The 21,031-nt window shown below is 71.6% G+C and carries 16 protein-coding genes; 6 read left to right on the top strand and 10 right to left on the bottom strand.

All coding sequences use genetic code 11. From position 1 onward, the window contains the following. Positions 1-36: 36 nt before the first annotated feature. The 9 genes from OYE22_RS25710 to OYE22_RS25670 form a co-directional block, all read right to left on the bottom strand. Positions 37-1,674 carry a long-chain-fatty-acid--CoA ligase gene (locus OYE22_RS25710; protein WP_277322605.1) on the bottom strand — a complete coding sequence of 546 codons (1,638 nt, stop codon included), beginning with the start codon at positions 1,672-1,674 and terminating at the stop codon, positions 37-39. A gap of 96 nt (positions 1,675-1,770) precedes the next feature. After that, positions 1,771-2,328 (bottom strand): FcoT family thioesterase, encoded by a 558-nt coding sequence (locus OYE22_RS25705; RefSeq protein ID WP_277322604.1) that lies wholly within the window; start codon positions 2,326-2,328, stop codon positions 1,771-1,773. Further along, positions 2,328-3,215 (bottom strand): TauD/TfdA family dioxygenase, encoded by an 888-nt coding sequence (locus tag OYE22_RS25700; protein ID WP_277322603.1) that lies wholly within the window; start codon positions 3,213-3,215, stop codon positions 2,328-2,330. Before OYE22_RS25700 ends, OYE22_RS25705 begins: the two co-directional genes overlap by 1 nt. 70 nt (positions 3,216-3,285) lie before the next feature. Beyond that, a complete protein-coding gene (locus OYE22_RS25695) occupies positions 3,286-3,522 on the bottom strand; it encodes an acyl carrier protein (RefSeq protein ID WP_176161274.1) in 237 nt (78 codons plus the stop codon). Then, positions 3,519-4,571 carry a beta-ketoacyl-ACP synthase III gene (locus OYE22_RS25690; protein ID WP_277324320.1) on the bottom strand — a complete coding sequence of 351 codons (1,053 nt, stop codon included), beginning with the start codon at positions 4,569-4,571 and terminating at the stop codon, positions 3,519-3,521. Before OYE22_RS25690 ends, OYE22_RS25695 begins: the two co-directional genes overlap by 4 nt. A 219-nt stretch (positions 4,572-4,790) precedes the next feature. After that, positions 4,791-6,206 carry an MFS transporter gene (locus OYE22_RS25685; protein ID WP_277322602.1) on the bottom strand — a complete coding sequence of 472 codons (1,416 nt, stop codon included), beginning with the start codon at positions 6,204-6,206 and terminating at the stop codon, positions 4,791-4,793. 1,029 nt (positions 6,207-7,235) lie between these two features. Further along, the gene (locus OYE22_RS25680) at positions 7,236-7,988 is read right to left on the bottom strand and encodes an aspartyl/asparaginyl beta-hydroxylase domain-containing protein (RefSeq protein WP_277322601.1); all 753 of its coding nucleotides are present in this window, start codon (positions 7,986-7,988) and stop codon (positions 7,236-7,238) included. A gap of 288 nt (positions 7,989-8,276) precedes the next feature. Then, the gene (locus OYE22_RS25675) at positions 8,277-8,888 is read right to left on the bottom strand and encodes a sigma-70 family RNA polymerase sigma factor (protein ID WP_187062958.1); all 612 of its coding nucleotides are present in this window, start codon (positions 8,886-8,888) and stop codon (positions 8,277-8,279) included. 264 nt (positions 8,889-9,152) lie between these two features. Further along, complete coding sequence (locus tag OYE22_RS25670) at positions 9,153-9,875, bottom strand: hypothetical protein (RefSeq protein WP_277322600.1); 723 nt, start codon at positions 9,873-9,875, stop codon at positions 9,153-9,155. Between the two features lie 881 nt (positions 9,876-10,756). Between OYE22_RS25670 and OYE22_RS25665 the strand changes: the two genes are divergently transcribed. Both OYE22_RS25665 and OYE22_RS25660 read left to right on the top strand, forming a co-directional pair. Then, entirely contained in the window at positions 10,757-11,281 is a 525-nt protein-coding gene (locus tag OYE22_RS25665) for a winged helix-turn-helix domain-containing protein (RefSeq protein WP_277324319.1), read from the top strand. A gap of 55 nt (positions 11,282-11,336) precedes the next feature. Continuing rightward, positions 11,337-11,876 carry a hypothetical protein gene (locus OYE22_RS25660; protein ID WP_277322599.1) on the top strand — a complete coding sequence of 180 codons (540 nt, stop codon included), beginning with the start codon at positions 11,337-11,339 and terminating at the stop codon, positions 11,874-11,876. A gap of 211 nt (positions 11,877-12,087) precedes the next feature. Here the strand turns inward: OYE22_RS25660 and OYE22_RS25655 are convergent, their stop codons facing one another. After that, complete coding sequence (locus OYE22_RS25655; protein WP_277322598.1) at positions 12,088-14,424, bottom strand: MMPL family transporter; 2,337 nt, start codon at positions 14,422-14,424, stop codon at positions 12,088-12,090. A gap of 236 nt (positions 14,425-14,660) precedes the next feature. On the opposite strand from OYE22_RS25655, the gene OYE22_RS25650 reads away from it, so the two are divergent. From OYE22_RS25650 to OYE22_RS25635, 4 genes are all read left to right on the top strand, one after another. Beyond that, positions 14,661-15,941 (top strand): sensor histidine kinase, encoded by a 1,281-nt coding sequence (locus OYE22_RS25650; RefSeq protein ID WP_277322597.1) that lies wholly within the window; start codon positions 14,661-14,663, stop codon positions 15,939-15,941. A 182-nt stretch (positions 15,942-16,123) separates the two neighbouring features. Then, the gene (locus OYE22_RS25645; RefSeq protein ID WP_277322596.1) at positions 16,124-16,951 is read left to right on the top strand and encodes an RNA pseudouridine synthase; all 828 of its coding nucleotides are present in this window, start codon (positions 16,124-16,126) and stop codon (positions 16,949-16,951) included. 160 nt (positions 16,952-17,111) lie between these two features. After that, positions 17,112-17,759 (top strand): response regulator transcription factor, encoded by a 648-nt coding sequence (locus OYE22_RS25640; RefSeq protein ID WP_277322595.1) that lies wholly within the window; start codon positions 17,112-17,114, stop codon positions 17,757-17,759. 96 nt (positions 17,760-17,855) lie between these two features. Continuing rightward, positions 17,856-21,029, top strand: coding sequence for an alpha-N-acetylglucosaminidase TIM-barrel domain-containing protein (locus OYE22_RS25635; RefSeq protein ID WP_277322594.1), 3,174 nt, complete (start codon positions 17,856-17,858; stop codon positions 21,027-21,029). Positions 21,030-21,031: the final 2 nt, after the last annotated feature.

Genomic DNA, 21,031 nt, shown 5'->3' with positions numbered 1-21,031 from the left:
TCTTGGGTAGCGGGGCAGGGGCTGCGGCGACGGCGGTCAGTTGACCTTGCGGTCCGCGTCCTTCCAGAAGCGGTCGCGCAGTTCGCGGCGGAGGATCTTGCCGCTGGGGTTGCGCGGCACCTGGTCGATGAACTCGTACTTGGCGGGGAGCTTGAAGCTGGCGAGCCGGTCCACCAGGAAGCGGTGCAGGTCCCGGGGGGTCGGCTGCTCGCCGGGGACGGCGACGACGAAGGCGTGGATGGTCTCGCCCCAGCGCTCGTCGGGCGCGCCCACCACGCACGCCTCGCGCACGCCGGGGTGCGCCTCGAGGGCGCCCTCGATCTCGGCGGGGTAGACGTTCTCGCCCGCGACGATGACGGCGTCCTTGATCCGGTCGCTGATGAACACGTAGCCGTCGGCGTCGATATAGCCGGCGTCGCCGGTGTGGATCCACTCGCCGACCAGCGTCTCGCGGGTCTTGTCGGGAAGGCCCCAGTACTCGACCATGCGGGCCGGGGTGGCCAGGCACACCTCGCCGACGGTCCCGACGGGCAGTTCCTTGCCGTCCCCGTCGATGACCTTGGCGCGCACGCCCGGGTACGGGTGGCCGGCGGCCTTCATCCGGGGGTGTCCCGGCACGTGGTCGGCGGGGGGCAGGCACACGGCGGTGTTGCCGGTCTCGGTGAGGCCGTAGATCTGGGCGAACTCGCAGCCGAAGAGGGCGAGGCTCTGTTCGAGCAGCGCCTCGGAGATGGGTGAACCGCCGTAGACGATCTTGCGCAGCGTGCTGAAGTGCTCCGGGCTCACGCCGGGTTCGGCCAGCATCATGCGCAGCATCGCGGGCACCACGCAGGCGGTGGTGATGCCCAGGTCCTTGATCAGCGCGTTGGCCTGGTGCGGCGCGAAGGCGCGCATGGCGACGACGGTCACGCCAGCGCTGAAGTTCTGCGTGGCCCACCACAGGCCGCCCACGTGGAAGCCGGGGATGCCGATCAGGGCGATGTCGCCGGGGCGCCAGTCGATCCAGTCCAGGCCCTGCGAGGCGAGCGCGTCGCGGATGGCGAAGAAGCTGCGGTGGGCCAGGACCACGCCCTTGGGCAGGCCGGTGGTGCCGCTGGTGTAGATCTGGGCGACGGGGGTGTCGGGGGTCGCCGGGCGGTTCACCTCGGTGTCGGGGTGCGCGCCCTTCCAGGCGGCGAAGTCGACGGCCGTGGCGCTGGGCGCGTCCTCGCCGGCGGTGGCGGGGCCCGCGCCGGTGCTCAGCCGGACCACCGTGGTGGGCACGGCGTCCGGCACCCGGTCGATGACGGGGGCGAACTCCTCCTCCAGGAAGAGGAGTTCGCTGCCGGAGTCGCGCAGGATGTGGCTGACCTCGGGCGCGGTCAGGCGCCAGTTGATGGGCACGAGCACGGTCCGGCTCTTGGCGCAGCCGAAGAGGATCTCGTAGTAGTGCTCGGATTCCTTGCCGAGGTAGGCGACGCGCGCGCCGGGCGCCAGTCCCGCGGCCTCGATGGCGTGCGCGATGCGGTTGCTCTCCCGGTGCAGGTCCCCGTAGGTCAGGACGCGGCCCTCGCACAGCACCGCCGGTACGTCCGGCTGCCGCTCGGCGTGGAAGCGTGCCGTCTCGTCGAGGGTGTGCAGGTTCGGGTGGTAGAGCCTGCCGTCGGCTGTACGCGTCATCGTGGAATCGGCCATGTCCTGCGCCTCCGCATTCGGTCCGTGGTGCGGGCCGCCGCCCTTTTCTCGGCGGCCCGCACCACGGCAGGTGTTATCGCTGTGTGAAGGTGACGGCTAAGCGACACCCACGAAAGCGAGGGTGGCCTCGCCGTCGCAGCGTCCGCCGTCGGCGTCCCAGTACCGGTACGACGTTTCGGCGAGCAGCATGGGATCGCCGCCGCCCGGAGTACGCCGGGTGAGCGAGAGGAACGTCATCTCACCGGAGAACGACCGGGGATTGATGGGTCGCCGGAAATTGCTGCCGAAGCGGGCGATGAGGATATCCGGAAGCTGGTGCCGCCAGTAGTCTTCCATCGTCCACGAGGCGAATCCCGGCATCAGTCCCTCTTGCACGGACTTGGCGACCAGGTAATACATCATCTGGTTGTAGCAGATGTTCACCTCGACCGCGTTGAGGTGCCCGGTGTCGTCGATGTAGCACGACTCCGGAATGGCGAACTCACAACGCGCCGTGCCCAGTCCCGCGTTGGCGCTGACCTCCGCGGAGAGCAGGTACTTGCAGTTCTCTTTGTAGGGGCGCAGCACCAACGGGAGCAGCTCGCGGTCGGTGGCGTACCACTCGGGTGCCGACGGCTTGTCCCCGACGACACGTTCGGCGGTGTGGGTCGCCATCAGACCGTGAGTCCGTCGTAGAGCTTGTGCTCGTCGTGCACGGTGACCCGGAACGAGGAGGTGGGCTCGGGGGCGGTGGTGTGCAGGGCGCGGTGGATCAGGCTGCGGTTGTCCCAGACCAGCAGGTCGCCCTTCTCGAAGCTCTGCAGGTGGATGTTGTCGTTGGAGAAGGTGTCGTCCAGCTGCCCGGTGGCCTTGAACAGGTCGTGCAGCAGGTCGGTCTCCAGCGGCTTGCCCTCCGCGTCCTCGATGTCCACGGTGAAGCCCTCGCTGATGTAGAGGATCGTTTCACCGGTGATCGGGTGGGTGAAGGTCGTGGGGTGCACCACCGGCGGGGTCTTGGTCTCGACCTCTTCGATGATCTCGGAGATCGGGCGGTAGACGTCGTGCGGGCGGATCTTGAAGTACTTGCGGACGGAGTGCCGGCAACGCGTGCCCTCGGCCGCCTTCTTGAGGTCCTCGGGAAGCGCCTCGTACGCCTTGCCCATGTCGATGAAGTACGTTCCGCGGTTCTTCTGCGGAATGACCTGGGGGTAGATCAGCGTGATGCCGAACGGGTCCGGCATGAACATGTAGTCCGCGTGCCAGAACTTACCGGTCTTCGGCACGCCGATCTGCTTGCCGTCCTTCGGAACGTTGGACGAGACGAAGACCTCGGGCACGTCAGGGTGCTGGTACATCGGCTCGTAGTACGTCTCGGGACGGCCGAGCCGCTTGCCGAGCTCCAGGAATTGCGCGGGGTCGAGGTCCTGCCCCTTGAGCACCGCGATTTTCTTCGTGTAGACGGTTTCCTTGAGCTTCTGGATGTCCGCCTCAGAAGCGCTGGCGTAGTCGAACCCGTGCACGGCCGCGCCGAGCTTCTTGCCTTCCTGCGGGACGATCTCCATGGTGACTGCCTTTCCGGGAGTTAAAGGTGAACCGTGTTTGTCGAAATTGGCTCGGGGAGGACGTGCACGGCTATCCGGCAAGCCGCTCGTCAATGAGCTTGGCCGTGGCGCCGAGGCTGAGGTCGGGGTGCAGTTCGCTGTCCTCGATGGTCACGCCCAGCTCGCGTTCGACGTGCATGACGATCTCCACGAGCGTCAGCGAGTCGACGTCGAGCTCCGCGTAGGTCGCGTCCGGGGTGGTGTCCTCCGGCGGGGCCTCGTGCAGCTTGGTCAGCAGGGCGATGAGTCGGTCATAGGTGGCGCTCATGGTGCGAGAGGTCCTCCCTCTTGGGCGGTTACGGGTGCGGCTGCCGCGGATGCGGTCGGCGTGCGGGGTGTCAGGTCGGGCCAGCGCAGCACGCAGGAGCCCCAGGTCAGGCCACCGCCGAAGGCGGTGAGGAGCACGCGGTCCCCGGGCTCGATAACGTTGCCGGCCGCCGCGTCCGCGAGCGCCAGCGGGATGGAGGCGGCACCGGTGTTTCCGACCGACTCGACGTTGGAGACGCAGCGCTCGCGCGGGAGGCCGAGATCGTCGGCGACCGCGCGCAGGATGCGCTGGTTGGCCTGGTGCGGCACGAGGTGGTCGACGTCGTCGACCTTCCACTCGGCGGCGGCGAGCGAGGCGCGGACGGAGCCGGTCATGCGTGTGATCGCGTGCCGGAACACCGCCCTGCCCTGCATCGAGAAGTGCCGGTCGGCGTGGCTGGGCTGCTCCTCGCGGCGCGAGCGCTGCCGGGAGCCGCCAGCGGCCACCATGATCATCTCTTCCTCGGCGCCGTCGCTGCCGAGGTCGAAGTGGCCGATGGCGCCGGGCTCGTCGGCGTCGCCGGCGCGCAGCACGACCGCCCCGGCGCCGTCGCCGAAGATGATCGCGTTCGCGCGGTCCAGCGGGTCGATGATGGTGGTGTACGTGTCCGCGCCGATCAGGAGCACGCGCTCGGCGACGCCCGCGGTGATCAGGCCGGCGGCGGTGGCGAGCCCGTAGACGAAGCCGGTGCACACGGCGCTGACGTCGAAGGCCGCGACGCCGGTCAGGCCGAGCCGGTGGGCCACCAGCGGGGCGGTGGCCGGGCAGCTCCGGTCGGGCGTGGTGGTGGCCACGACCACGGCGTCCACGCGCTCGGTGCCGGCCGACTCCAGCGCGCGCCGGCCCGCCTCGACGGCGAGGTCCGAGGTGGCCTGGCCGGGGTCGGCGAAGTGGCGCTGGCGGATGCCGGTGCGGGTGGCGATCCACTCGTCGCTGGTGTCGAGGTAGGTGGACAACTCGTCGTTGGTGACGATGCGCGGCGGCAGCCAACCCGCGAGCCCGCACAACACGGCGGCACGCGCCGGCCGCGCGCCAGCCGCACGCGGGGCGTACGCGAGGGCTCGTTCGTCGGGTTCGGGCGGTGGGGCGGCGTCGCTGGGCACAGCGGTCTCCTCAATCGGCGAGCAGGTCGGCAAGCGGAGTCAGCGGGTTCGGTCGGGTACTGGTGTGAGGGGTGGAGGCCCGACCGGTGGCGGGCGGTGGCGTGGGACCGGCGGTTGACGGGGCCGTTACCGGCTCGGGGCCCTCCTGAGCGCGAGGAGCACGAGCGTCCCGCAGCAGATGCCGGCCGCGATCAGGTAGCTGACCAGGCGTACGCCGTCGACGAGCCCGTCGCGCAGCGCCTCGCCGGCCAGTCCGTCGCTGCGCGTGTTGGCCACGGCGACCAGCAGCGCGAGCCCGACGGCGCCGCCCACCTGGAGCGTCGTGGAGGCCAGACCCGACGCGATGCCCTGGTCGGTCGGGGCGACGCCGGAGGCGGCCACGATCCACAGCGCGGTCCAGGCCGCGCCCTGACCGAGGCTGAGCAGCACCAGTCCGGGGACCAGGCGCCCGTAGGAGCCACTGTCGGTGAAGGCCACGGCGAGCGCGACCGCGCCGGCCGCGCCGAGCAGCAACCCGCCGAGCAGCGTGGCCCGTACGCCGAAGGCGGCGATCGCCCGCTCGCCGACCTGGGTCCCGGCCGCGACCATGACGGCCGGCAGCAGGAACGCCAACCCGGTCTCCAGCGCGCTGTAGTGGTGCACGAGCTGGAAGTAGCGGGTGAGGAAGTAGGGGACGGAGGCGAAGGTCGCGTTGAAGACCGCGGCCAGCGCCATTCCGGCCACCAGGGAGCGGTGCGTGAGCAGTCGCACCGGGGTGAGCGGATCGCGGGTGCGCGCCTCGATGACCGCGAACGCCGCGAGCAGCAGCACCGAGCTGAGCGCGCACAGCACGGTGGCCTTGCTGGTCCAGCCCACCTCGGGCCCGCGGACCAGCAGGAACACCAGGAGCGTGATGCCAGCGGTCGCGGTGACGGCGCCCAGGGCGTCGAAGTCGCGCTCCCGCGAACGCGGCGGGTCGGCGGGGAAGAGCAGCCACCCGGCCAGCGCGATGGCCCCGGCCAGCGGAACGTTGACCATGAACACCGACGGCCAGCCGAACGCCTCGACCAGGACGCCGCCGAGCAGCGAGCCGAAGCACAGCCCGCCGGCGCCGGCCGCGCCCCACACGGCCAGCGCCTTGTTACGGCGCGGGCCCTCCTCGTAGATCGTGGTGATCAGCGAGAGGGTGGCGGGGAACAGCAGCGATCCGCCGATGCCCTGCACGGCGCGCACGGCGACCAACAGCCAGGCGGTGTCGGTCAGTCCGCCGATCAGCGACGAGCCGGCGTACAACCCGGCGGCCAGCACGAACATCCGGCGCCGGCCCAGCAGATCGGTGGCCCGGCCGCCGAGGAGCAGGAACCCACCGGTGGCCACGACGTAGGCGCTGACCACCCACTGCAGGTCCTGCTCGGAGAAGCCGAGGCCCTCCTGGATGCTCGGCAGGGCGACGTAGACGATGTTGAAGTCGAGTGCGATGACGAGCTGCGCGGCGGCCAGTACGAACAGGGACAGCCCAAGCCGCTGACGAGGTGGTGCGGGTGACGACGTTATTGCGGACATCCTCGGACATTCCCCCTCAGGAAACTGCTGAAATCACGACAGCGGTTCCCCATGCCTCGTGCGGTGGATCATCACTGCGATGCGTACGGCGAATCATTGCTGGGTGCCGAAATGCTGCACCACACACTGAAATGACCGGCCCCGGCGGCGGGCCTCCCCAGCCCGCGAACACCTGGCCACACGTCATTGGGCGACTCGCCCTGGATGCTTGCTCACCCCCATCGGCACGGCAAGCATTTGGCCTTCTTTTCGGCCTGGCTCAGATTCCGGTTGCAGTTCTGGTTAAGGCGTCACTGAGCGTCTTCATGACAAGTGGGATTCAGCCACCCCGAGTGGCGCGTTCCCCTCTCTCCCTTCACAGGAACATCCGGCGGGCCAGGGCGTTACCCCGCGAAAGAGTGAGCGAAACACCGTTGAACTTCGCGCTTTTTGCCCGGTTCGGCGGTCCCGTGACCCACTCCGAACAGACTCTTTTCGGCCAACGCCAGGTGAGCGTACAGGGGCAGGGATGACCGATTCAAGCGGCTAGGCAGCCGAAATGCGGGCACCAGGGAAGCATTCCCACCGCTATTCGGAGGGTGCCGTTCCGGGGTGCCAGGAAGGGCCTTTTTCGGTAGTCGGACGAGAAAGTCATCGAGTTCCCGACTGACCCGAAGTTCTTCATCACATGCTGCCTTGGCATAGACCAAGCTGTCTAGATGTTGGAGAGTTGACGAGTGATTTGCGCCCGCATAGGGCGATGCCGACCGCCGTTCACCCGAAAGCCCACCAGGTCAACGGGAGGTGACCGGGAACCCGCGGTACGAGGCGCCCGAAAGCCGCCCGCCCGCCGCTCGGCCCGGCGAATTCCTCCCGTTTCCGGGGATCGCGCCCGCCAGGTCGGGGGAGCATATACGGCTACGGTGCGTCGTGATCCCCTCGCCCAGTGTCCACCTGGCGTTCACCGGAATCCGCTTCCGGAAACACGACTGCCGCCGTCCGTCGCGAACGACGAACGGCGGCAGTCGTACCTGGTGGGCGGGGGTTCGGTCAGTCCTCGCCCATCAGCTTCCGGATCTCCGTGATGAGCGCCACCAGCGCCGCGCGCTCGGGCACGGTGGTGTCGGGGTGCCAGAGGTCGACCAGCAGGCAGGTACGCGGGCGGGTCCCGGAGTTCCACGCCTCGTGCTCAAAGGAGTAGTCGAAGAGCAGGCACTTCCCCTCCTCCCAGGAGCGGGTCTCCCCCGCGACCTTGATCCCGCAGCCCTCGGGGATGTCCACCGCCAGGTGCAGGTTGATGCTGAAGTTCCACAGGTCGGAGTGCGGCTTGATGGCGGCGCCCGGCAGCAGCGTGGAGAAATGGCATTCGAGGAGCGGGCAGATCTTCTCGGTGTCGACGGCGAACTCCTTGAGCACCTTGTACGCCGTCGGCGCCGTCGCCTCCGACTCCGCGACCAGGCCCCCCTTGCGGTAGAGGTAGAGCGCCTGCCAGTCGTCCTGCGGCGTGAGGTAGTGCTCGTAGTTGGAAAAGGCCTCGCGCCGCGCGGCCCAGGCCGTCTCCAGTTCCGACTTGATCGCCCCGTGCTGCTCCTCGAGGGCGGCTATGAAGGGCGTGTGCTCGGCATGTCCGTACGGATCGTGCCAGGGCTGCTGCGAAATTCCCGGCATGATCCACTTGGCACCTTGCTGCAACGGGTGGCGCTGCTGCTTCTTGCTGTCGAGCATCTCCTCCACGCGCTCGATGGAGTCGGAGCCGTACTCGCTCCGGATCGCGGCGAAGGCGTTCTCAATCTCCGGTGTCACTGAATTCTCCTGATGGTGAGAGAAAAGGTGAGGCAAAGTTAGGTGAGAAAGCGTAAGAGGGGGGAATGGCACTCGGGGAACGGGGCGGGGAACAGCGGCGGCGTCGGGGGCCGCGCGGCCTCTTCCCGCCGCGGTCCGGACAACCGGGGCATACCCCGGTGGCCGGATACAGAAGCTCGCTCGATCCGGCCACGTGGGGTGGCCGGATCATGTCGAGCACAGGCGTGCCTCCCCCGCGCGCCACCCAACGACCGGCGCGCGGGCCCGAATTCGACGGCGGTACGCCAGTCAGGCCGCGAACGCGACCCCGGACACCTCCGCCGTGCGCAGCAGCGTGATGAGGTCCTCGCGCGCCCTGGCCACCCGGGAGCGAACCGTGCCGACCGGGCAGCCGACGACGGCGGCGGCCTCCGCGTAGGGCAGGCCCAGGAGCTGGGTGAGGATGAACGCCTCGCGCCGGTGCGGCTCAAGGGTGTTCAACAGGTCGAGCAGGGCGACGCCCTCCTCGAAGCCGGGCAGCCCCGACGGCTGCGCCCCCTCGGCGGCCGACTGCCAGTTGGGGGCGTCGGCGACGCGGGGCCGGGCGGCGGCCGACCGGTAGCGGTCGATGACCACGCGACGGGCGATCGAGAGCAACCAGGTACGCGCGTAGGAGCGTCCAGCGAAGCGCGGCAGGGAGTTGAGTGCGCGCAGGAACGTCTCCTGGGTGAGGTCGTCCGCGCTGTGCACATCGGCGCTCAGATGGGTGACGAACCGCCAGACATCCCGGTAGGTGGCACGTACGAAGCGCTCGACGGCGGCGGGGTTGCCATCCCGTGCCGCCAGCGCCCAGTCGGTCACCTCCTCGTCGTCCGCGGGGCGGGACGGTCCGGGGCAGGCCCGGACTAGGGCAGGAATCATCGCAACGGAGTCCTTTGGGGGGCTGTGTGCCGCGCCATGGGTAACCACGGCCCGGCGATGACAGCTCCGCACACCTCGCTCGGCCACGCCGGTGGCCGCGGTGCCGACAAGGGCACCGACGTCTTCGGCGCGGGGCACAGCGAGGGACCGCGGGGCCTGGAGCCGACGCCTTACGGGGCCGTCTTCGCGGGAACGACCACCGGCATCGGAACTGCGCCCGTCACCACGGCATGGGCGCCCGAGGGGGCGCGGGTGACGGTGCGTTCAGCGCAGGGCGAGGCGGTATGGCGGCGCGCGGCCAGCCAGGACGTGGCGCAGGAAGAGTCGGCGCGGGCGCCGGACGCGCGAGGTGCGGGTCAGGCGGGGCCGTGGACATCGCCGCGGTCCGGCGACCAGGCCGTGGTAGGCGATGCGCAGCGGGACGAAGACGGCGGCGGCCAGCGCGCGGCCGAGCCGGTAGGCGGCGCGCTCACCGCGCCACAGCCACAGCCCGCAGGCCAGGGCCGCCAGCACGTGGGCGAGCAGCATGCCCCAGCCGTGGCAGAAGGGCGTCAGCCCCTCCAGGCCGTCCGGGCTGTCCTGGCCGGCGCCGCGCGGGCCGGCGGTGGGTCGTGCGAGGGGTTCGGCGGCGTCCGCGGCGCTCGGCTGCCCCGTGGGCGGGGAGAGGCCGGCGCGCACCTCGTACGCCGCCTTGGGTATGTGGCCCGCGTGGCCGTGCGCCGCCATCGACGCCGACCGGTCCATCAGCGAGAACAGCACGTGGAGCGCGAGTTGGGACAAGACGGTCGCCCCCGTCACCGCGAACGCGCCCCGCTCGCGCCCGGCGAGCCACCAGGCGGCCGACGCCGTCCCGGCGAACGCGCTGCCCAGCGCGAGCGGTGACACGCCCGTGCCGGAAGCGAGTGAGTGACCAGCGGCGGCGGCGACGACGCACACGGCCGCGAAGGTCGCGGCTCGTATGGCGCGGGACGCCAGCCCAGTGGTCATAGTCGACATGTTGCCAGCCAGCAGTGACAAGTGGTGCAGACCAAGGGGAAACTTTGCCCACGATCGACACGTTCATGACACGGACGCATATCGTGGCTAATCCTTTATCTCCCCTGGTGAGACGGTGTCTTGACGAAGCGTCGACGGAAATGCGGACTGCGGTCTTCCATGATCCGACGATGCGTCGGCATGTCCGAAACGCTGCGGTGGTCACGGCGTGACCGTCACCACCGGGCCGGCCGCCCGCCCCCTGGGACCGCTCCCCCGCGTCCTCCGCCGACGCCGCGTCGACGCCCTCGGCCCCCGGGCCGGACGGGAGGGGGCCGGTCCGCGCGCGGGGCGGCGGCGCGAGCGGGCCGGGCGGCGGCCGGGGCGCGCTACCGAGCGCCGCACACGTGGCGCCAGGCGGGCCGGGGCCGGGGATGTGACCTGCGACCGAGCCGGGACCCTCGTCGGATTGTCTGCTTCAATAGGGGCATGGCCAGCCTCCACAGCACCGCGACAGGTCGCAGCGACCTTGAGCCGTTTTGGCCTTCTCGCCAGGGGCACCACTTCGACCGCGAGTGTTGTCGCGCGCTCTGACGCGCGGGCCCGCTCACTGCGCTGACACCTGACGTCCCCCTCGGACGTCGGCTCTCCGGCCGCCAGCCCTGCCCGCGCGCACGACGTCCACGACGCCCTCTGCGCGAAAGAGCTGACCTCTCATGACCCACGCACGCTCGCTGTCCCCCTCGCCCGCGACCTCCGTCCCGTCGGTTTCCTCCGTATCCGCCGTTTCCGCCGTTCCTTCCGCGTCTCCCGTCTCGTCCGTCTCCTCGGCGTCCTCGGCAGCGCACCTGCCCCCCGGCGCCGCCGGCTCCCCCGTCTCCGCCGCCACGCCGCTGCGCGCGGCGCGCCCGCAGCCGCCCCGGCAGCGACTGCGCGCGGTGGCCCCCGACGAACTGCCGCCCGTCGCGGACCTGCTGCACTCGGAGGCCACCTGGCTGCCCGCCCCCGCGCACAGTCTGCCGACGCTGCCCGGGCAGCCGCCGATGGTCGGCTACCTGGTCCTGGTCCCCGCCGATCGGCGGCCCGGGGCCGGCCCGGTGGCGCCGGCGCCGGCCGCCACCACGCACGGCGACGCGCTGATCCAGATCGACCCCGAGCAACGCGCCGCCCAGGTCGCGGGCCGTCCGCTGGACCTGACCTACCTGGAGTTCGAGCTGCTGACCCACCTGGTCGCGCACCCGCACCGGGTGCACACCCGGGACCAGTTGGTGACCACGGTGTGGGGCTACGGGCACGTCGGGGACGGCCGGACCGTCGACGTCCACATCGCCCGGCTGCGCCGCAAGCTGGGCGCGGAACACCGGGCGGCCATCGTCACCGTGCGCCGGGTCGGCTACAAGTACGCGCCCATCGGCTGACTCACGTACCTCGGACGGCCATCCACGGGCGCGGGTCGCGGTATAGCGTGCCCGTATGGAACTCGATCGCTTCATGCCCGAGCACGACTTCCGGTCCGTCTACAGCCGTCGGATCGCGGCCGATCCCGCGACGACCTGGCGCGCCTTCCAGGAGCTGACCGCCGAGGAACTCCACATCACCCAGATGCTGACCGGCATCCGCTCGCTGGGCACGCTGCGGCTCAGCGGGCGGGTCTCGGAGTCGGCGCCGGTGCCGCTGCTGGCGCGCGACGAGCTGGCCGAGGTGCGCGGGAAGATCGCCAAGTTCTGGTACGTACGGCCCGAGGTGGCCCCGATCCCGGACGGCGACCCAGAGGCGTTCTGTGACTTCACCGAGCCCGGCTGGGCCAAGACCGTCACCGGGGCCCGGGTGGTCGCCGACGGCGACGGCAGCCTCATGACCATCGAGACCCGGGTGCGCTGCACGGACGAGCGGTCCCGGCTGGTCTTCGGGGCGTACTGGCTGGCGATCCGCGCGGGCGGCGCGGGGCTGGTCCGGCTGGAGATGTTGCAGGCCGTCGCGCGTCGGGTCGAGCCGGTCGTCGCGGCGGCCTGACGGCGCGCGCCGCCACCGCGCCGCACGCCCGGTCGCACCCCGGTCGCCGGGCGCGCTCGCGCCGCCGCCGGACACGGGGTTCCGTGTCCGGCGGCGGCGCGTGGTGCGGGGCGGGCCCTGACACGGGCCCGGTTTCCGAGGGCCCGGGCCCGGCGGGGGCGTCCGCCGGGCCGCGGGGTCAGGGGCGGTCAGGGGCGGCGCCCCCGTCGCCCTACGGCCGGCCGTAGCCGTCGTATCCCTGGCCGCTTCCGGGCCGCTGGCCCGGGCCGGCGCCGTAGCCGGGGTACTGGTCCTGGCCGTAGCCCTGGCCGTACCCCTGGTCGTGGCCGGGCCGCTGGGCGTACGGGCCGGGGGTCGCGGCCATCGCGGGCTGGTGGGCCAGCGGGCGGGTGGTGGGCTCCACCGGCTCGTCGCCGTGCGAGAAGTGCGGGAGCCAGCCGAGCCAGCGGGGCAGGTACCAGTTCCTGTCACCGAGCAGCGCCATCACCGAGGGCAGCAGCACCATACGGACCAGGGTCGCGTCGAGCAGGACCGCGACCGCCAGGCCGACGCCCATCTGCTGCATATCCTGCATGGACAGCATCGCGAAGACCGCGAACACGGCCACCATGATCGCCGCGGCGCCGGAGATGGAGCCGGCGGTGGCCTGGATGCCCTCGACGATCGCCGCCCGGGTGGAGCGGCCACGGTCGTGTGCCTCCCGGATACGGGAGACCACGAAAACGTGGTAGTCCATCGACAGGCCGAACAGGATGACCAGCACGAACAGCGGCATCCAGGACTCGATCGCGCCGACCTTCTCCATGCCGAGCGCTCCGGCGCCCCAGCCGTGCTGGAAGACCGCGACCATCACGCCGTACGCGGCGGCCACCGACAGCAGGTTGAGCACGATCGAGACCAGCGCGATGGGCACCGAGCGGAAGCAGACCAGCATCAGCACGAACGTCATCGCGATGATGAACAGGAAGACCGGCACGATGCCCGTCTTGAGCTGGTCGTTGAAGTCGACCGAGCCGGCCAGGTCGCCGGTGACGTACACCTGCTCGGTGGCGTCGGCCAGCGTGCCGGGGATGACGTCCTCGCGCAGGGTGGTCAGGGCGTGCTTTGACTCGTCGTCGGAGCCGTTGCCGGCCAGCGGCACGTCGATCTCCGCGACACCCTTCTCCGGGTGCGTGACGACCTCGACGGTGCCGAACTCGCCGGTCGCCGCGGCCTTCTTCCTGAAGTCGGCGACCGCGTTGACGAAGCCGGGCGCGCTCACGTCGGCCTCCATGACCACCTGGGCCGGGGACGGGCCGCCGGGGAAGGTCTCGGTGATCTCACGGAAGGCGACCGCGATGCCCGCGTCCTTGCCGAACTGCTTCTCCAGGCCGAGCTGCTCCGTCTTCATGCCCGCCGCCGGCGCCCCCAGCGCCACCAGCGCGACCGTGGCCAGCACGGCGAACACCTTCGGCCGGGCCACGACGGGCTTGATCAGCGCCGTGACGACGCCGGTCTTCTCGGGCCGCGCGGCCCGGCGCTCGGCCCTGCGGCCCAGGAAGGGCAGCCGGCCCTTGTTGACCCGGTCACCCAGCCAGGACAGCATCGCGGGCAGCACCGTCACGGAGCCCAGCATGGCGATGAAGACGACCACGATGGTGGCCACCGCGAAGCCCTTGAACAGCAGCAGCCCGGAGAAGAACATGCCGGCCATGGCGACCATCACCGTGAAGCCGGAGACCAGCACGGTGCGCCCGCTGGTGGCCGCGGCGATGCGCAGCGCCGTCTCCGCGTCCCGGCCGGCGGCCCGCTCGTCCCGCTCCCGGCGCAGGTAGAACAGGCAGTAGTCGACGCCGACGGCCAGGCCGACCAGGAACATCACCGAGTTGATGGTGGGCGTCAGGTGCATCTGGTGGCTGACCAGCGCCAGCACGCCGAAGGTCGCGACGCAGGCGGTCAGCGCGAGGATCACCGGGAGCAGCGCGGCGACCGCGGCGCCGAAGACGACGAAGAGGATGCCGAGCGCCAGCGGTACGGCCGTGAACTCGGCCTTCTTCATGTCGTCGCCGAGCACCGTGTCCAGCCAGGTGGCGGAGCTGGCCTCGCCGAACTGGTAGACCTCCAGTTCCTTGTGGGACTTGGCCGCCTTGTCCACCAGGTCCATGACGGGGTCGACGCGGTCGCCCGCGGTGTCGGCGTCACCCTTCATGTCGAAGCTGATCAGGCCCTCGCGCCCGCTGTCGGAGCGGACCGGGTCCTTGACGTCGTCGACCTCCCCGGTCTTCTCGATGTCGGCGGCGAGCTGGTCGGCGACGGCGCGCCAGCCGTCCGGCTCGGCGCTGCGCACCATCACCATCTCGCCCGCGGGGGTGGTCAGGCCGGCGTCCTCCAGGATCTTCTCGGCCTTGACCGAATCGCCCGCGCCGTCCTCCGACTTGGTCATCTCGACCATGCCCGACGCTCCGCCGGCGACGGCGAGCAGCACGACGAACAGCAACCAGCCGAAGATCGCGGTCTTGCGGTGGCGGGTACTCCACCCGCCGAGCCGGGCCGCGAGGTTCTGCTTCATGGCGTTTCTCCCCCTGAGGTAAGGACCGAGTAAGTCACGTCCTCAACCTAGGAATCGCCAGGTCCGCGCCCCAGCCGCCAAAGCACCCAAGGCCCGAAGCAAAAGGCGAGGTCGGCGGGGTGGTGCTAGGTACACCCCGGCTCGGGGTCCGGCGCCAGTGCCGCACAATGGTCGGGCGGCCAGACTGGACAGTGCCCGAGGTACGGGCGGTACGGCCCACGACGGGGAGAGCACACATGAGAGTCCGCAACGCGCTGCGCGTGTCCGCCCAGGGGTTCGCGCTGATGTTCATCACCCTCGCGGGCTCGATCACGCTGTTCGTCCTGACGGTGCTGTCGATCGTCTTCATCCTGCTGGGCATCGGCCTGATCACGACCCCGTACGTGCTGGCCGCCGTGCGCGGCTTCGCCAACTGGCGGCGGCGGATCGCGGGCGACTGGGCCGGGGTGACGATCCCCGTGCCCTACCGGCCCTTCCCGCCCGACCTGCGCCCCGGCTTCACCGGCCTGGTCGAGCGGTGCACCCTGCTGCTCAAGGACCCCGCGACCTGGCGCGACCTGCTGTGGCTGTTCACCGACATGACGGCGGGCTTCGTCACCGCCCTGCTCTCCTTCGTCCTCATCCCGTACGCCGTCTACGGATGGGTGCTCGCGGCGGGCGTGTGGCGGCCGATCGTCAACTCGGGCGGCAACGAGTGGTACGCCTTCATCCCGGTCTCCTCGCAGTCCACGGCGAACCTCGCGGCGCTGCTCGGCATCGCCCTCGTGGCGCTCGCCCTGTTCGTGAACCCGGTGTTTCAGCGCGCCCACTTCCTCATCGCCCGGGGCCTGTTGGCGCCCACCCCGCAGATGGCGCTCACCGCCCGGGTGGAGCGGCTGACCGCGACCCGGCACGACGCGGTCGACACCTCGGCCGCCGAGCTGCGCCGCATCGAGCGCGACCTGCACGACGGCGCGCAGGCCCGGCTGGTGGCGATGGGCATGAGCCTGGGCACCATCGAGGCGCTGATCGAGAAGGACCCGCAGCAGGCGAAGAAGATGCTGTCGATGGCCCGGGCGAACTCGGCCGAGGCCCTGGCCGAGCTGCGCGACCTGGTGCGCGGCATCCACCCGCCCGTGCTGGCCGAGCGCGGCCTCGGCGACGCGGTGCGGGCGCTGGCGCTGCGGATGGCGATGCCGGTGGAGGTGGACGTGGAGCTGCCCGGGCGGTTCGAGGAGCCGGTGGAGTCGGCGGCGTACTTCGCGATCAGCGAGGTGCTGACGAACGCGGCCAAGCACGCGCGGGCCGAGCGGGTGTGGCTGGACGTGCACCACGCGGACGGCACGCTGCGGATCGCGGTGACCGACAACGGCAGGGGCGGGGCGGACACCACCGCCGGCTCGGGGCTGACCGGCATCGAGCGGCGGCTCGGCGCCTTCGACGGGGTGCTGGCCGTCAGCAGCCCGGTCGGCGGGCCGACCATGGTGACCATGGAGATCCCGTGCGATCCGTACCCGGCCCCCTCCGGCAGGGCGTGAGCCTTTCCGCGAAGTGGGTACGGGACCCGATCGGGCCGCGCCGGGCGTGACCGGGCGCGGCCCGTGGCCGTGGGAGCGCCCGGGGCCCCGGTGGTCGGCTGGATTTCGCGCCCGCCGGGTGGTTTGGGAGCATGGGGCGAGCGCTGGCGCACCGCCGCGCCCGGGACCTGAGATGGATGCAGATGAACGAGTGGACCCAGATCCGGGACCGTACGGGTTCCATCGTGCGGGAGGACGCGGCGTTCCTCGTGGTGAACAAGCCCGCCGGCGTCTCCGTGATGGGCGAACGGCACGAGAGTGACCTGGTCCGGATGGCCGAGGAGGTCGGCGAGACGCTGATCCCGTGCCACCGGATCGACAAGGCGACCTCGGGCGTCGTGCTCTTCGCCAAGCAGCAGCGCATCCAGTCCGAGGTGACCAGGCAGTTCAACAAGCGCACGGTGGACAAGGCGTACCTGGCCCTGGTGCCCACCGACGGCCGGCCCGGGGGGCTGCCGGAGCGCGGCACCATCGACATGCCGTTGAGCGTGGGGCGCAAGAACCGGGTGCGGGTGGGGGCGCAGCGCGAGGACATCACCACCGACGCGCCGGCGGGCACCGAGGCGGCGCACGGTTGCTGGCGGGTGCCGGACGAGAAGGTGTTCACGCACGTCAAGACGTATCCGTCGATCACCCACTTCACTCGGCTGTGGGCGGACGAGCGGCACACGCTGCTGGCGATCGAGCCGGTGACCGGGCGCCGGCACCAGATCCGGGTGCACCTGGCGTGGATCGGTTTCCCCATCGTGGGCGACCCGCTGTTCGACAAGCAGGCCGCCGCCCGTGGCGAGCGCACCTGCCTGCACTCGTGGCGGCTGGCGTTCGACGCGACGTGGGCCGGGGGCGAGCGGGTGACGGTCTCCGCCGACCCGGGGGACGACTTCTGGACACCGGTCGCGGAGCGGTTGCCCGCTGCCGGGCCGGCCGCCTGGCTGGAGGGGCCCCCGGCGACGGGCCTCTCCTCCGCCTGAGCCGCGCCGGCTCCCCGGCGGTACGCCGGCCGGGCCGCGCACCGGGCCCACCTGGTCACCGCCCACTCCGTGGAGGGCGGGCGGGGCGCGCTCGGTAGAGTGCCAGGGCATCCGCCGCCGGAACGCCGGCGGCACCTGATCCCCCTCGCTGGAGTACGCCGTGCGCGCAGTCGTGGCCGAAGACCTCTTCCTGCTCCGGGACGGTCTGGTGCGGATGTTGGAGGCGTACGACTTCGAGATCGCCGCCGCGGTCGAGTCCGGGCCCGAACTCTCCCGCGCGCTCGCCGAGTTGGAGCCCGACGTGGCCGTGGTGGACGTGCGGCTGCCGCCGTCCTTCACCGACGAGGGCCTCCAGTGCGCGCTCGCCGCGCGCCGGGCCAGGCCGGGCCTGCCGGTGCTCGTCCTGTCCCAGCACGTGGAGCAGTTGTACGCGCGCGAGTTGCTCGCCGACGGCAGCGGTGGCATCGGCTACCTGCTCAAGGACCGGGTCTTCGACGCCGACCAGTTCATCGACGCGGTCCGCCGGGTGGCCGCCGGCGGCACCGCGATGGACCCGCAGGTCATCTCGCAACTGCTGACCCGGCGCTCGCAGGACAAGCCGATGGGCAACCTGACGCCCCGTGAGAAGGAGGTGATGGAGCTGATGGCGCAGGGCAGGTCCAACGCGGCCATCGCCGCGCAGCTCTTCGTCACCGAGCGGGCGGTCGCCAAACACACCTCGAACATCTTCGGCAAGCTCGGCCTGCCGCCGTCCGACGACGACAACCGGCGCGTTCTGGCCGTCCTCGCCTACCTCGACCGGGGCTGACGACACCGGCCCGCAAGGCGTCTCGACCCGGGGTCTGGCAGCGGTTACGGTGCCCTCGCATGTGTCCACCGATCCTGACGAACCGTGGGGGCATCCGTGAGTGACCTGACCAGACGCACCGTCCTTGGCACCGCCGGCGCCATCGGCGTCACCGCCGCGCTGGCCGCGCACGGCAGCGGGGCGAGCGCCGCCCCGCACGCCGGTGCCGGCGCGGCCCGCGATGGCAAGCCGTACTCCCTGGCCCCGGCCCGCGCGGCCCTGGCCCGGCTGCTGCCCGACCACGTGGACCAGTTCCGGCTGCGGCTGCTGGCCGACGGCCCCGGCCGTGGCGCCGGGCAGCGGCCCGCCGGCCGGCACGACCGCGACCGCCGCGAGCGCTTCACCGTCACCGGTTCCACCGGACGCGTCGAGGTCGCCGGTACCAGCCCCGCGGTGATCCTGACCGGCGTGCACTGGTACCTCAAGTACACCTGCCGGGCGCACCTGTCGTGGTCGGGCAACCAGCTCGACCTGCCGCAGCGGCTGCCCGCCCCGCGCGAGCCGCTGCGCCGCTCCACCGCCCTCCCGCACCGCTTCGCCTTCAACGACACCCACGACGGCTACACCTCGCCGTACGCCGACTGGGACCGCTGGGAGCGAATGATCGACCTGCTCGCGCTGCACGGCTGCAACGAGGTGCTGATCACCGCGGGCCAGGAGGCGGTCTACCACCGCTTCCTCCAGGAGTTCGGCTACTCCGACACCGAGCTGCGCACCTGGCTGCCCGCCCCCTCCCACCAGCCCTGGTGGATGCTCCAGAACATGAGCGAGTACGCGGGCCCGGTCAGCCCCGAGCTGCTGGCCAAGCGGACCGAGTTGGGCCAGCGGATCGCGGACCGGCTGCGCGAGCTGGGCATGTCGCCGATCTTCCCCGGCTACTTCGGCACCGTCCCGGGCGGCTTCGCCGAGCGCAACCCCGGCGGGCGCACCATCGAGCAGGGCACCTGGAACGGGCTGCCGCGCCCGGAGTGGCTCGACCCGCGCACGCCCGTCTTCGAGCGGGTCGCCGCCTCCTTCTACCGCCACCAGGAGGAACTGTTCGGGCCGGCCGTCGGCTACAAGATGGACCTGCTGCACGAGGGCGGCAACCCGGGCGACGTGCCGGTCGCCGACGCGGCGCGCGCCGTGCAGAAGGCGCTCGCCGCCGCCCGGCCGGAGGCCGTCTGGGTGATTCTCGGCTGGCAGGAGAACCCGCGCCGGGAGCTGCTGAACGCCGTGGACAAGAGCCGGTTGCTGGTCGTCGACGGGCTCTCGGACCTGGAGCGGATCGGCGACCGCGAGCAGGACTGGGGCGGCACGCCGTACGCGTTCGGCACCATCCCCAACTTCGGCGGACGCACCACGATCGGCGCCAAGACCCATATGTGGGCGGACCGTTTCACCGTATGGCGCGACAAACCCGACAGCGCGCTGGTGGGCACCGCGTACATGCCCGAGGCCGCCGAGCGCGACCCGGCCGCCTTCGAACTCTTCAGCGAGCTGGCCTGGCGGGACGCGGCCGTGGACCGCACGGCCTGGTTCCGCGAGTACGCCGACGCCCGCTACGGCGGCCGGGACCGGCACGCCCACGAGGCGTTCGACGCGCTGCGCGAGAGCGCGTACGAGATCAGCAGCGCCGACGGGAGGCCGCACGACTCGATCTTCGCGGCGCGGCCCAACCTCGGCGCGCGCTCGGGCACCTACTACGCCACCCGCGAACCCGCCTTCGACCTGGCCGTCTTCGACACCGCCTTCGCGGCGCTGCTCGGCGTGCGGCCCGCGCTGCGCGGCTCGGACGCCTACCGGTACGACATCACGGACCTGGGTCGACAGGTGCTGGCCAACCGCTCCTGGCAGTTGCAGCCCCAGCTCAAGTCGGCCTACCAGCGCGGCGACCTGGCCGCCTTCCGCGCCCTGTCCCGGCTGTGGCTGCGGCTGATGGAGCTGAGCGAGGAGATGTCGGCGGCGCACCGCGGCTTCCTGCTCGGCCCGTGGCTCGAGGACGCGAAGCGGATGGCGTCCAGCGAGGCCGAACAGGTCCAACTGGAGCACTCCGCACGGGCGTTGATCACCACCTGGGCCGACCGCGCCACCGCCGACACGGGCCGGCTCGCCAACTACGGCAACCGCGACTGGCAGGGGCTGATCGGCGACTTCCACCTGCCGCAGTGGCGGCTCTACCTGGACGAGTTGGAGGACGCGCTCGCCGAGGGCCGCGAGCCGAAGACGTTCGACTGGTACACCATCGAGGAGCCCTGGACCCGGGAGCGCAAGAGCTACCCGCAGCGGCCGACGCGCGACGCGTACCGCACCGCGAGCCGGGTCCGCGAGGTGCTGGCCCGCGCCCCGTACCAGGGTGCCATCGAGGTCAGCGCCGACCCGACCGCGCTCGAACCCGGTGGCAACGCGCTGGTGACGGTGGACTTCCACAACATCAACGGCCTGGCCCCCACCGGCCGCGTGGACTTCCGCCTCACCGGCCCGGACGCCACCCCGCAGGGCCCCACCTCGGTGCCCAGCGTGCCGGCCGCCGGCCACGTCGCCGCGCACTGGCGGGTGACGGCACCGAGCACGCCGCTGACGGCGCCGCTGGAGCCGCTGCCGTACGAGCTGAGCACGGCCTACGGGCCGCGCGGCGAGGAGCGGATCACCGACGTGCGCCGGGGCACCCTCCACGTCGCCGGCCCGCTGGAGGCCGGGCTGCGCACGGTCACCACCAACGACGCGGTCTTCGGCCAGCTCGGCGACCGGTACGCCATCGCCGGCGGCGGCCGGGACCTGTGGAAGGCCACGGCCGAGTTCGGCGCGGTCTACCGGCCGCGGTCGCTGGCCACCGGCGGCGCGGTGAGCGTGCGCGTGACCCAGCAGCCGGCGACCGGCCCGTGGGCGCGCGCGGGCATCATCGTCCGCGACGACCTGTCCACCGCCGGCTCCCCGGGCTTCCTCAACCTGGCGGTCACGCCCGGCAACGGCGTCGTGCTCTCCTACGACGCCAACGGCGACGGCACCGTGGACACCTACCGGCGCGTCACCGGCGTGCGGGCGCCCGTACTGCTGCGGCTGACCCGCGAGCCGTCCGGCGCGTACACCGGGGCGCTGTCCACGGACGACGGGGCCACCTGGCGCACGGTGGGCACGGTGAGCGTGCCCGGGGCCGCCGACCGGCAGGACGCGGGCCTGTTCATGACGGCCACGCACGGCGGCTCGGGGGCCCACGGGCTGGTCGACTTCGCCGACTGGCAGACGCGGTAGAC

Origin of the sequence: Streptomyces sp. 71268 (genome assembly GCF_029392895.1) — a bacterium.
Lineage (GTDB): Bacteria > Actinomycetota > Actinomycetes > Streptomycetales > Streptomycetaceae > Streptomyces.
The sequence above is the reverse complement of the archived record's forward strand: the minus strand, read 5'-3'. Positions and strand labels throughout refer to the sequence as shown.

Bases quoted from the DNA above. Each gene is read 5' to 3' on its own strand.
- OYE22_RS25700 (WP_277322603.1), bottom strand. From the start codon at position 3,215: ATGGAGATCGTCCCGCAGGAAGGCAAGAAGCTCGGCGCGGCCGTGCAC.
- OYE22_RS25655 (WP_277322598.1), bottom strand. From the start codon at position 14,424: ATGAAGCAGAACCTCGCGGCCCGGCTCGGCGGGTGGAGTACCCGCCAC.
- OYE22_RS25645 (WP_277322596.1), top strand. From the start codon at position 16,124: ATGAACGAGTGGACCCAGATCCGGGACCGTACGGGTTCCATCGTGCGG.
- OYE22_RS25695 (WP_176161274.1), bottom strand. From the start codon at position 3,522: ATGAGCGCCACCTATGACCGACTCATCGCCCTGCTGACCAAGCTGCAC.
- OYE22_RS25670 (WP_277322600.1), bottom strand. From the start codon at position 9,875: ATGACCACTGGGCTGGCGTCCCGCGCCATACGAGCCGCGACCTTCGCG.
- OYE22_RS25685 (WP_277322602.1), bottom strand. From the start codon at position 6,206: ATGTCCGCAATAACGTCGTCACCCGCACCACCTCGTCAGCGGCTTGGG.
- OYE22_RS25675 (WP_187062958.1), bottom strand. From the start codon at position 8,888: ATGATTCCTGCCCTAGTCCGGGCCTGCCCCGGACCGTCCCGCCCCGCG.
- OYE22_RS25660 (WP_277322599.1), top strand. From the start codon at position 11,337: ATGGAACTCGATCGCTTCATGCCCGAGCACGACTTCCGGTCCGTCTAC.
- OYE22_RS25710 (WP_277322605.1), bottom strand. From the start codon at position 1,674: ATGGCCGATTCCACGATGACGCGTACAGCCGACGGCAGGCTCTACCAC.
- OYE22_RS25705 (WP_277322604.1), bottom strand. From the start codon at position 2,328: ATGGCGACCCACACCGCCGAACGTGTCGTCGGGGACAAGCCGTCGGCA.
- OYE22_RS25650 (WP_277322597.1), top strand. From the start codon at position 14,661: ATGAGAGTCCGCAACGCGCTGCGCGTGTCCGCCCAGGGGTTCGCGCTG.